This window comes from Bacillus sp. FJAT-29790 (assembly GCF_019039215.1).
Classification (GTDB): Bacteria; Bacillota; Bacilli; order Bacillales; family Cytobacillaceae; genus Cytobacillus.
On the sequence record NZ_JAHNZZ010000001.1, the window covers coordinates 2,873,851 to 2,885,303 of the forward strand.

Genomic DNA, 11,453 nt, shown 5'->3' on the forward strand with positions numbered 1-11,453 from the left:
TGATCACTCATGGCGACCAGATTTACTCATTCTTTCTGATCCAGGGCATCATCGCTCCTTTATTGAGACTACCCTACTCCTCGTCCCCGACTCAATAGCGGTACGCAATCCATTCTTTCCTACTACAGCCAAACAAAATTATATACTAAACATACTTTTTTGTTTAAAATAAGACAGTTGCAATTTTCACATAGGAAAGTAGGAAAAATATGTTAAAAACTTATACTTGGCTAACTTTTTGTGTAGTGGTATGGGGAAGTAATTTTGTATTTGGGAAGATTTTAGTGCAGGATTTCTCCCCTGCTCTGCTAACACTACTGAGACTGTTGTTTATTGTGTTATTTTTAATTGGATTATCTTCTTACAAAAAACATTTAATACGTTTAAATAAAACCGATTTTATAGCCATTATTTTCCTCGGTATTATTGGCGTTTTTATAAATCAATGGTCTTTTTTTGTCGGATTAGAAACTGCTGATCCAACCACATCTGCATTGATTTTAGCAACAACTCCTATTTTAACTGGCTTTTTAGCGGCTATTTTCTTAAAGGAAAAATTAACAATGCGTATGTTGCTAGGGTCTATTATTGCGATCATAGGGATTTATTTTGTTGTATCGAAAGGTAATTTATCTTCTATACATATTGATAAAGGTCTTATATGGATTGTTGTAACAATGATCACATTCGCCATTATGATTATTATGACGAGAGTACTTGCTCAAAGAATCGATCCACTTACGATTACTTTATATTCGAATATCGTGGGCTTTATTGTGGCAATCCCGTTTGCTTTTTCACTGGATACCCCCTTACGAATAAGCTTTGACCTTTCTCATTGGGCATTGCTGATCGGAACCGCTGTTATTGTACATGGGATAGCCACTCTTATTTGGAATAATAATATTCGACACGTTGATGCTTCAAAGGCATCTATTTTATCTAATTTAGAGCCTTTTGTAGCCATGATTATGGGATTGATATTACTCGCCAAGCCGATTACAGGGGTAGAAATACTTGGGTCCCTATTTATTGTAGGGGGCGTCTTACTATCAACGTATCAGAGAAAAAAGCGATATAATCGATCAGTGTTAAGTAAGTAACAAGAAGAAATTGAAAAGGCTAAATGAACAACCTGTATAAGGATTTAATGAATGACTATAACCAGAAAGAAAGCCTATACCTTTAATAAGGATAGATTTCGGATTTTTATAGAACAACTCACTTTTCATGACAATCCCTCTTAATCAGTCATTCGTTGTTTGTTCGGCCTTCTTCGCCTCAGCTCGATGAACACTGCCGCTCCAGCTTAAGGAGTTGGGTCTTCATTTCCAAACCCCCACGATACCCGGTAAGCTTTCCATTCTTCCCCACTACGCGATGACATGGTACCGTAATTAATACGGGATTGGCTCCAATTGCCGCTCCCACCGCACGTACAGCAGCTGGTTTATTTATATCGTTCGCAATATCTGAATACACTCGAGTTTCTCCGTAAGGAATCTCACAAAGTGCGTTCCATACAGCTAGTTGGAACGGCGTCCCGCTGTAGTCAAATGGAACGGTAAAGCTCTTCCGTTTCCCTTCTAAATACTCGATGAGTTCACCCGCATAGGACTGGAGTTTTTCGTCATCTTCAACAAGAGAACTCCCTGGAAAACGTTTCTCCGCCCAAGCTGACAATTCTTCAAACGGTGTGTTTTGTGAACCAACATAACAAAGCCCCTTCGATGTTGCAGCAATATAAATATTCCAACCCTTATGATTCAGCAAAGACCAATAAATGGTTGGCTTATTCTGTGATTTCACTTTACAATCCCTCCGATTTAATTTCTCTATTCACCTGACGATAGTGTGTATGTCCAGTTTTCTTTAAGTGATAAAATATGGTTTATTGGGCATATCTACAGTCATGGCGATATCCACAACCGCTCGATCTGTTTTTAGCTTTATCTATTCTGATTTCTTGTATATATTCAACTGGCGTGATGCCAGTCATTTTCTTAAAAGTACGGTGCAAATGATATGGGCTTCCCTGGCTAATATCAGCTAATATTTCCAGCGTTAGTTTTTCAATATATTTTTTTCAATGTATTGTGTGATCAGCGCTACCAATTCGCTACCAGGTAATCGCTCATTCGTAGGTTTGCAGCGTTTAGACGGAGGGAAATTGGCAGTCAGTGCCTGTTCGACATTTTGGAAAATAAATACAATTTCTTTCTTAGGAACACGCAATTCACATGACGGTTTACAGAATATCCCTGTGGTCTTACAGCATAGAAAATTGATCGTTGTACTCAGTATCATTTCCTATAATGGCCTGCCACTTTTCATCTGTCATTCCTTCCTCGTAATTCATCACACCACGACTTTGATTAACTTGAAAGCCATCATCGATTATACCCGTCATTTTCCACACCTCCTTTCATATTATATCCCTCGAAAATACGTAATGTACGATTTTAGGAAAATAATAGCAAGATACTGTACTAACTCATACTTTTTTTTTACAACATAGAGAGTATGTTTAATGGGGGATTACAAGGAAGAAATTTTGAAACTATCTTCTACATGGATGAACTGGGAATCTTATGCCGCACTTTATTTATGGAGATTTGTTCGAATTATGAAGTAACATAAAAAAAACATGCAGACTAACAATCTGCACGTTTCTTTTCTGTTATTATTATTTTTATTGGACTTTCGCGAGGTTTAGTTGCCAAGAAACACCGTATTTATCTGCAACCCAACCGAATTTTTCACTAACTGGAGACGGAGCGAGCGGCATAAGAACTTGTCCATCTTGAGATAATTTCGCAAACACTTCTTCAATTTCCTCTGATGTATCGCATGTTACAAACAGTGAAATAGCAGGAGTAAAAGGAATATCTTGCTTGTTCATGTTATCAATCGCCATGAATGTTTGTCCTTTTAATGTGAATGTAGCATGCATCACTGTTCCATCTTCATGATGGAGGATACGGGCGATTTCAGACTCAGAAAATAACGATATGTAGAAATTCATCGCTTCTTCAGCTTTCCCATTGAACATTAAAAACGTATTGATTTTTTGCATTGTGATCAACCCCCTTATCATTTTATGTGGTTTTTGAATTGATGTATGAAGTGTTTAAAATCTCATGTTTACTGGTTGGAACACTTAAATGCAAAATAGTTGACAAATTGTTCACTATTTGTCAACTATTCCATCTTTAAGATACCGCCTCACTAGGAGCATTACCTATTAATTTACCTTGATAGGAATACTTCCAATTTAGTATATCCTTATCATAAATTCAATTTTAAATGTACTTGCCGATCTATTAATTTAATAAAACGGGAAGGTTATGTTCCGCCATACCCCAAATTTATTTAAAAGAAAAGAGCATCGAACGCATATCGTCCAGGTCCTATCATTGCCATCCCAATAGCAACGACTAATATCACCAAATTATACTCATAACCATTTTGTGTACTCCAAAATCCATTCGGCCCATGGACTTTAACAATCGCTATTACCATCGTTCCTGCAATGATTATTCCGGCAAGTGGCGTGAATAGTCCTAAAGTGAACATTGCCCCACCTACAAACTCTGCCAGTCCTGCTAACAGAGCCATTGTTACACCTGGCTTCATACCAATCGACTCGAACCACCCTCCAGTTCCTTTTAAACCGTATCCACCAAACCAGCCAAATAACTTTTGCGCCCCATGTCCTACAAAAGCTAATCCAATCACTAAACGAATAAACAATAATCCTGCATCTACCATTTTATTTCCTCCTCAAAAATTTCAATTTAAACGTACTTCACAAACTCTGCTATTGGTTTGCGGTATCCTCTTGGCTTTCTGCTCTGAACCTTTTCTTTTCCAATGGTGATCATCATGACCGGTTCATATTGATCTGAAATATTTAATACTCCTTTCATCTGCTCTGGATCAAATCCAATCATCGGGCATGTATCCCACCCTTTACTTTTGGCAGCGAGCATAAACATCATCGCTGATAAAGAAGCATTTCTTATCGCTTCATCCCGTTGAAATAATTCTCCCCGGCTTTCATACATTGATACAGTATCTTGAACGGCATGATCGTACTCTTGTTTATTCAAAATGCCTAGCATGAGAAGACCTTCATAGATTCTTTCCGTTTCTTTGTATGCTTTTTTATCGCCCAAAACGATGATCACGGCCGAGGATGTCCCCACTTTATGCTGTCCATATGCAGCTTTTTTGACGCTTTCCTTTATTTGCGGATCAATGACAGCCACATAGTTTGTGTGCTGAAGATTAAAGGCGGATGGCGCCATTTTTACAAGCTCGAATATTTCATCGAGTTCCATTGGTGTAATTGGGTGATTTTCCATAAAATTACTTGCTGATCGTCTTTCTGTTACTAGTCGCTTGAATGATTCCACATGATCTCCTCCAATATCTTTGATTCATATATATTCAATTCGAGATATATAACCAAAAAAATATTTATTTTATATAAAATGATGGTTCCTTCACAGAGGATTTCTTACTTCACATAACACAATTGCCCACTATAAACGGACATAAGTAGCTGTTTTGTCTTTCTACGGTGCCTGACACTTTTTTAGTTTACTCAAATTTCCCTTCTCTGTAATCTCTATATGCCTGCACGATCTCTTCTTCCGAATTCATCACAAATGGACCACGTGCGACAACTTTTTCTCCAACAGGCTGCCCAGCATATAACAGGACATGAAGTTTTTCCTTTGCGTGGATCTTCACTTCTGTCTGTTCAGCGTCTGTTCCACGTCCCAGCCAGAGAACCTGCCCTTTCTTGCCTTCCGTATTTTCATTGCCGAAAGTCCCTTTTCCTTCTATTACATAAAGAAATCCGTTATAGTTGCCGGGAAGGTCTTGTGTGACAGTAGCATTTGGTTCAAGAATCATCTCGACCATCGTAACTGGTACATGATTTTTTGTGTCAGCAGTAACACCCTTTGATGATCCGGAAAACACACGAATGATTGCGCCATTTTCATGATGAACCGGCATATCTTGTCCCCGCATATTCTGATAACGAGGCTCCGTCATTTTTTTATCACTCGGAAGATTCACCCACAGCTGCAGGGAATGAACGGTTTCTCCAATAGCTGGGTCCTCTGTATGAATAATCCCTTTACCAGCGGTCATCCATTGAACATCTCCAGGTAATAGTTCCCCACCGCCCGTTTTATTGTCTAAATGTTCAAGCTTCCCATCAATAACGAAAGTGACGGTTTCAATGCCGCGATGCGGATGCATTCCAAATGTTCCACGCTGGAAAAAGTCTTCAGCCATCAATAAAAATGGATCAAATTCTTCCCAATTACCCGGTTCAATAACCAATCCCACTTTATGCGTTGGCGAGTTTTCTTGGTACACGACATCCCGTACACTTCTGATTCCTCTAGAAAAAACATGCTCGTTGTTCATATTCAAATCCTTCCCCTGTAATTTAGAAGATATCTATTTAAAAAATGAAGCTTTTCGAACCAATTGGCCATTGAACTGCTATATGTGTTATTATGAAACAGACCAAATAAAAAGAGAAGTACGCACTTTAAGGTGCTATAGTATACAAAAGGATACTAATGGAGGTTATAATGGATAAAAAACCCGAACTATGTAAAGTTGACGAAGCTTTAAGCATCTTAGTAGGCAAATGGAAACCGATTATTTTACTGCATTTATTTAATGAAGGAACAGTAAGATTTAGTGAATTAAAAAGATTGATGCCAAATATTACTCAAAAAATGTTGACCAAACAATTAAGAGAATTGGAAGATGAAGATATTATTAACAGAGTCATCTATCCACAAATTCCGCCAAAAGTTGAGTATTCTATTTCTGATTACGGAAAAAGCTTGCAGCCTGTCTTAGATATTATGCATGAGTGGGGAACCTCTCATGCAACTCACATGCAAAAGAAAAGAGATAGCCTGAATGTAAGGGATGTGCTCTAAAGAATTAAAAAATTAAAAAACGGATAAGTCCTAGTATTTTCTTCAAGAATTCCTTTCCAGCATTTTTCTCACTTTATTGCTCATCTGGAGAGGTAAGAATAAAGGTTTGGAGCAACGAAAAAAGGATCAAGAAAGGCACAAACGCTTGGTACGTCTGGCTTTAACTTGATCCTTAATAATTGAATTAAACTTCGGTAAAGCTTAAGCTTCCGATAGGCACAATAAAGTGTTATTTTACTGTATAGCGCTCTTCTATCCCATAAAATTTCCAAATAAAAACAGATACTCCCCAAATAATTAAAAAGGCTGCGACTAAGAAATAACCTAAATTGCCGAAATCGATTGCTGCAATAACATCCCACAAACCACCTGATAAATGAAGCTTTTCTGTCGTAATTTGTGCTAATTCAACAATCCCAACCGCTAATGCTGCAACGACAGAAATCGCTGTTACTGTTAAATTGTAGTAAACTTTTCGAACCGGTCGATCATTGGCCCAAGCATAACTCTTCGTCATCAAAATACCATCTAACGTATCAAATAAACTCATACCTGCTGCAAATAATAATGGCAAAGCCAATATACCAATAACCGGCAGATGGCTTTTTGCCGCCCCTGCTGACATCGTCAATAATGAAATTTCTGTTGCTGTATCGAAACCTAAACCAAATAAGAACCCAATCGGATAAATATGCCGACTTTTCGTCACTACTTTAAATAACGGTCCTAAATAACGTGTAAAGAAGCCTTTCGCTTCAAACACTTTCTCTAACTCCGCTTCGGACATTTTCTTTTCTTTCATCCCACGGAGAATTTTCCATAATTGAATAAATAACACTAAATTTAGAATCGCTAAAAAAACAAGAAAAACACCTGATACTGTTACTCCTATAATACCGCCAATTTCTTGCATACTCGGCATGTATTTTGCTACGAAATTTACGGAAACAGCTGTTAATACAGCTAATAAAAAGACAACTGTTGAATGTCCTAATGAAAAATAGAAACCTACTCCTCTAGAATCTTTCTTTTGTGCAACTAATTTACGAATCGTGTTGTCAACTGCAGCAATATGATCAACATCAAATGCGTGACGAATACCAAAAACATACGCTGCTATCCCCAATCCTATGAAGGTTGGATGAGCAGGTACTACTGTAAATAACGCAATGAATCCTAGGACATGGATAACTAAAACACCTAACATATACCGATTCCATATAAATTCTATCCAGTCTCTTCGTTTCATTTCGTTAACGACTTCCTTCCCTAATTAATTTGCTAAAAATCCCCACAACAAAAATAACATATCTTGCAATTATTAGATGTAGTATTACTAAATCCACTATAAAGTAGCACGTTTTTACAAAAAGGTAACACTAAAACACCTAATAATTAAATTAATGTTTGTAAAAAAAAAAGAATATTTTTACCCTATCATGATGAAATTATTTAGTCAATTAATAGCTATATGTACTATTAGGGAGACTAATCCTTTAAGAAAAAAGAGAGATCAACAATGCCCTAGCAATTACATCCCATTCAAAATGAAAAATATTAAAATAAATTTCTTTGTTGTTTCATGTCACAAATTTATAAATTCGTAGCACTCCTTACCAGAAATGGATATGATGTTTTATCAAAATTCACTTGATTCTGTACAGTCTATTCTCAAAAATCTGTTAGTAGTACACATTTTGTTAACAAAGTAACTATGGATAGTTAAGAGCAGCAAAATAAGGCGGCATGCTGAAATAAAAAGACGCATCCTAGAAGAATGCGTTTTCCCTTTCAAACTCTATACCTGAACTTCTTCAACTTCATATTGAGGTGGAGCTGTACGAAATGCCTTTGTGATATATAAGAGATAACAAAAACCAATTATAAACCAGGCTGATCCCATTATTAGAGAGCTAGCCTCAAGATTGATCCAGAGAACAACAACTGCTAAAGCTCCGATTAAAGGCATAATTAAGTAATTGATAAATCCCTTTACAGTTCGATGCTTCTTTTCTCGGATGACAAAATAGCTGATCACCGACAAATTTACAAAGGTAAATGCCATTAATGCACCAAAGTTAATTAATGATGCGGCAGTCACTAAATCAAAGAACACGGCCGACAATGAAATGACTCCGACTATGACAACATTAATAGCTGGCGTTTTCCACTTAGGGTGAATAAATCCAAACCATTTTTCCGGAAACACTCTATCACGGCCCATAACATATAATAGACGTGAGACACTGGCATGTGATGCTAGTCCTGATGCTAGCGTATTAACGAAAGTTACACAAAGAAAAATGGATTGGAACAGCTTCCCACCGACATAAAGGGCAATTTCCGGTAAAGCAGCTTCCGGGTCCTTAAACCGCGATATATCCGGGAAAAAGAGCTGAATAAAGAATGAAGTGGTGATGAAAATAATCCCACCCCAAAGAGCAGTTAAGAAGATCGCTTTCGGAATCGTTTTTTTTGGATCTGGTGTTTCTTCTGAGAGTGTCGTTACTGCATCAAACCCCAAAAAGGAAAAACAAAGAATTGTGGCCCCGGTTATGATGGTCGAATAATCCATTCCTCCATTTACGAAAGGCCGAATTGTAAGCACTTCACCTGCGCCTTCCCCATTATGCAAGCCTTTGACAACAAGGATGATGAACACAACCATAATAGCAATCTGAATTAAAACAAAAAGGCTATTAAAGTTAGCAAGTACATTAACACTACGAAGATTAAGAATGGTGATAATCCCTACAAACAATACTACCCATATCCATATTGGAACTTCTGGAAATAGTGCTGTGAGGTAGATTTTGGTCAACAATGCATTTACCATAGGCAAAAATAGATAATCTAGCAACGAAGACCAACCTACCAGGAATCCTAGATGTCGGCTAATCGCCTTTTGCGTATAAGTATAAGCAGAACCTGCTGAAGGGAAAACCTTTACAAGTTTTCCATAGCTTGCGGCTGTAAAAAGCATACCCACCAATGCAATGACATATGCAGTCGGGACGTGTCCCCCTGTAATGTCAGATACAATACCAAATGTGTCAAATACAACCATAGGCGCCATATAAGCTAACCCCATCATAACAATTTGCCATAATTTCAGCGACCTTTTCAGTTTAGCACCATTTTCCACCTATCATTCCCCCTTTTCTCCTCAAATTAAACGCTTTCATTTTTTTTGGAAATTACTACATCATAAATCAGATGAAGTTAAGATCCTCCACTATTTTAAGAATTTTAAAAATAATTATATATTTAGATGCATATTTTGTGCCAAATTACTGCAACTTACGTAGATATGTAGAATTCTCAGAGAAACCTCTTGAATTAGGCAATATCAGTTAGTTATCTCATTTACCATATTCAAGTAGTGCATCGTCTTCTTATAAGCGATTCAATTTTGCATAGATTATTCGCTTTTTCATAACCCCTGAAGATAATATCTAATCTGAACATATGAAAAATCACTTAATAGGGACTTGGCATGCGACTTGCATAATTAATAATAAATATAAAAAATGGAGGAATACAAAGATGAAATATCCGCTATCTTCCGACGTAAAACCAGAGTTTTGTACGACCGGAACATTTATGCGCTTACCTGCTGCAAGAGAAAATGCCAAATTGGCAGTGATAGGTTTGCCTTTTGATACAGCTGCTTCATTCAGAGTCGGAGCAAGATTTGCTCCGCAGGCAGTCCGCCAGGCATCCATGACCCTCTTTCCTTACCATCCAATTCACAAGGTGTACCCGTTTGACGATTGTAATGCGATTGATATTGGGGATGTTTCTGTGATCCCCCATAATATACACCGAAGCTATGAGTTAATTGAAAGCGCAATGACAGACTTGATGAAAAAAGGAATCATTCCAATAGGTATTGGCGGGGATCATTCAGTAACATTGGCAAACCTGAGAGCTGCTGCAAAAGTACATGGACCTGTTGCACTTCTCCATTTTGATTCACATACAGATACGTGGGATACCTATTATGATGAAAAGTATTGGCATGGATCTCCTTTTATCCGTGCTTATGAAGAGGGTTTACTCCAAACGGATAAGGTTTTCCAAATTGGAATTAGAGGTACGCTCAATCATCCAGGAGATATAGATGCCAGCACGGACCTAGGCTACAACGTGATAACTACTTCTGAACTAAAGGAAAGAGGAATCGAGGATGTCATAAAGGAAGTAAAGAAGACCATTGGGGATACACCATGTTTCTTGAGCTTTGATATTGATTTTGTCGATCCATCATGTGCCCCTGGAACAGGCACCTTAGAAGTCGGCGGTCTAAATAGCCTTGAAACTCTACAGATGATTCGTTCCCTGCATGGATTTAACTTTATAGGATTCGACCTGGTGGAGGTCCTCCCGCCATACGATCCCACACAAATCACATCACTATTGGCAGCCACTATCATCCATGACTTTGCTAGTTTAGTAGCCTTAAAAATAAAAGAAGAAGAAAAACAAGAAAAATTAACTCAAATTGATTCATGATATTATAATTAATAGAAATTAAGGATACAGCGTGAGTAGAAACTTACGATGGAGAAAAAGTTGTAGAAAGAGTCAATAGAAAATCCTGATGGTGTGACAGTACACAATTTTGAAGAAAACTTTGGAACTGTTCATTCTATACTATACAAACAATTAGAATTTACCTTTGGTTCCCATATAAGTAGAAGGAATCTTGTCCTTAAATGAATTAGAAATGATTAATGAGAATACTAACAATTGACCAAAATTCTAGAAATTAATTAAAAAATATTTCAAATATCGCCGATTCCTTTCAAACAGGAATCGATTTTTTTGTTAAATATTTTTCTAGCGTTGTAAATCCCCTTTTCCTGACGCTACCCCTTTATTATCTTTCAAAAAAAACTAATCCAGTTTAGTTGGATTAGTTTTTTACGCACCTTAGAGGAAGAGGATTCGAACCTCTGACCGACAGCTTAGAAGGCCGTTGCTCTATCCTGCTAAGCTATAGGCCCATTAATTGTAAGCGGGTGAAGGGAATCGAACCCTCATCATCAGCTTGGAAGGCTGAGGTTTTACCACTAAACTACACCCGCATATAGGATATATTGTTATTAAATTCTCATCACGCTACATATGCGTCTTCCTCTACAGCTTTTAAAATCCTCAACCAACTTAGCTAATGGCGCAAGTGAGTGTTTGTGTTGAATTTTAAAAGTGGTCATACTTTGCTCCAAATCCCTGCGTGATTTGTCGCAAATTTTTAAAAAACCATTCGGCGAAGCAAAGCTTCGTCGTTGTTTTTTAAAAATTGGCTGGGCTAGCTGGATTCGAACCAACGCATGTCGCAGTCAAAGTGCGATGCCTTACCGCTTGGCTATAGCCCATTGATTTAACTTCATATACTATTAAAAAATAAAAATGGAGGAGGAAGAGGGATTCGAACCCCCGCGCGGTTTGACCCGCCTGTCGGTTTTCAAG

Annotated in this window: 10 protein-coding genes, 2 tRNA genes and 2 pseudogenes; 3 read left to right on the forward strand and 11 right to left on the reverse strand. The window is 37.6% G+C overall.

Annotation, left to right across the window (positions count from 1 at the left end):
* The first annotated feature begins 209 nt into the window (after window positions 1-209).
* Complete coding sequence (locus BGM26_RS13490; protein ID WP_217040308.1) at window positions 210-1,103, forward strand: DMT family transporter; 894 nt, start codon at window positions 210-212, stop codon at window positions 1,101-1,103.
* Between the two features lie 21 nt (window positions 1,104-1,124).
* Here BGM26_RS13490 and BGM26_RS21575 read toward each other — a convergent pair.
* The 7 genes and pseudogenes from BGM26_RS21575 to BGM26_RS13520 form a co-directional block, all read right to left on the reverse strand.
* Window positions 1,125-1,232, reverse strand: a pseudogene (locus tag BGM26_RS21575) (radical SAM protein); the annotation flags it as partial.
* 49 nt (window positions 1,233-1,281) lie between these two features.
* Window positions 1,282-1,809, reverse strand: coding sequence for a methylated-DNA--[protein]-cysteine S-methyltransferase (locus BGM26_RS13495; RefSeq protein ID WP_217040309.1), 528 nt, complete (start codon window positions 1,807-1,809; stop codon window positions 1,282-1,284).
* Window positions 1,810-1,875: 66 nt separating this feature from the next.
* Window positions 1,876-2,410, reverse strand: a pseudogene (locus BGM26_RS13500) (Ada metal-binding domain-containing protein); the annotation flags it as partial.
* Window positions 2,411-2,692: 282 nt separating this feature from the next.
* Complete coding sequence (locus BGM26_RS13505; RefSeq protein ID WP_217040310.1) at window positions 2,693-3,076, reverse strand: VOC family protein; 384 nt, start codon at window positions 3,074-3,076, stop codon at window positions 2,693-2,695.
* 296 nt (window positions 3,077-3,372) lie between these two features.
* Window positions 3,373-3,771, reverse strand: a complete 399-nt coding sequence (locus BGM26_RS13510; RefSeq protein WP_217040311.1) for a DoxX family protein — start codon at window positions 3,769-3,771, stop codon at window positions 3,373-3,375.
* A 26-nt stretch (window positions 3,772-3,797) separates the two neighbouring features.
* Entirely contained in the window at window positions 3,798-4,418 is a 621-nt protein-coding gene (locus BGM26_RS13515) for a nitroreductase family protein (RefSeq protein WP_217040312.1), read from the reverse strand.
* Window positions 4,419-4,605: 187 nt separating this feature from the next.
* Complete coding sequence (locus BGM26_RS13520) at window positions 4,606-5,448, reverse strand: pirin family protein (RefSeq protein ID WP_217040313.1); 843 nt, start codon at window positions 5,446-5,448, stop codon at window positions 4,606-4,608.
* A 170-nt stretch (window positions 5,449-5,618) separates the two neighbouring features.
* Between BGM26_RS13520 and BGM26_RS13525 the strand changes: the two genes are divergently transcribed.
* Window positions 5,619-5,978, forward strand: a complete 360-nt coding sequence (locus BGM26_RS13525) for a winged helix-turn-helix transcriptional regulator (RefSeq protein WP_217040314.1) — start codon at window positions 5,619-5,621, stop codon at window positions 5,976-5,978.
* Window positions 5,979-6,207: 229 nt separating this feature from the next.
* On the opposite strand, the gene BGM26_RS13530 is transcribed toward BGM26_RS13525, so the two are convergent.
* Entirely contained in the window at window positions 6,208-7,227 is a 1,020-nt protein-coding gene (locus BGM26_RS13530; protein WP_217040315.1) for a HoxN/HupN/NixA family nickel/cobalt transporter, read from the reverse strand.
* 549 nt (window positions 7,228-7,776) lie between these two features.
* Window positions 7,777-9,123 carry an APC family permease gene (locus BGM26_RS13535; RefSeq protein WP_483297780.1) on the reverse strand — a complete coding sequence of 449 codons (1,347 nt, stop codon included), beginning with the start codon at window positions 9,121-9,123 and terminating at the stop codon, window positions 7,777-7,779.
* A 401-nt stretch (window positions 9,124-9,524) separates the two neighbouring features.
* Here BGM26_RS13535 and speB point away from each other — a divergent pair, with 401 nt between their 5' ends.
* Window positions 9,525-10,493 (forward strand): agmatinase, encoded by a 969-nt coding sequence (gene speB, locus BGM26_RS13540; RefSeq protein WP_217040316.1) that lies wholly within the window; start codon window positions 9,525-9,527, stop codon window positions 10,491-10,493.
* A 504-nt stretch (window positions 10,494-10,997) separates the two neighbouring features.
* Here speB and BGM26_RS13545 read toward each other — a convergent pair.
* Window positions 10,998-11,068 (reverse strand) — tRNA-Gly (locus BGM26_RS13545).
* Between the two features lie 216 nt (window positions 11,069-11,284).
* A tRNA-Gln gene (locus tag BGM26_RS13550) sits at window positions 11,285-11,359 on the reverse strand.
* Window positions 11,360-11,453: the final 94 nt, after the last annotated feature.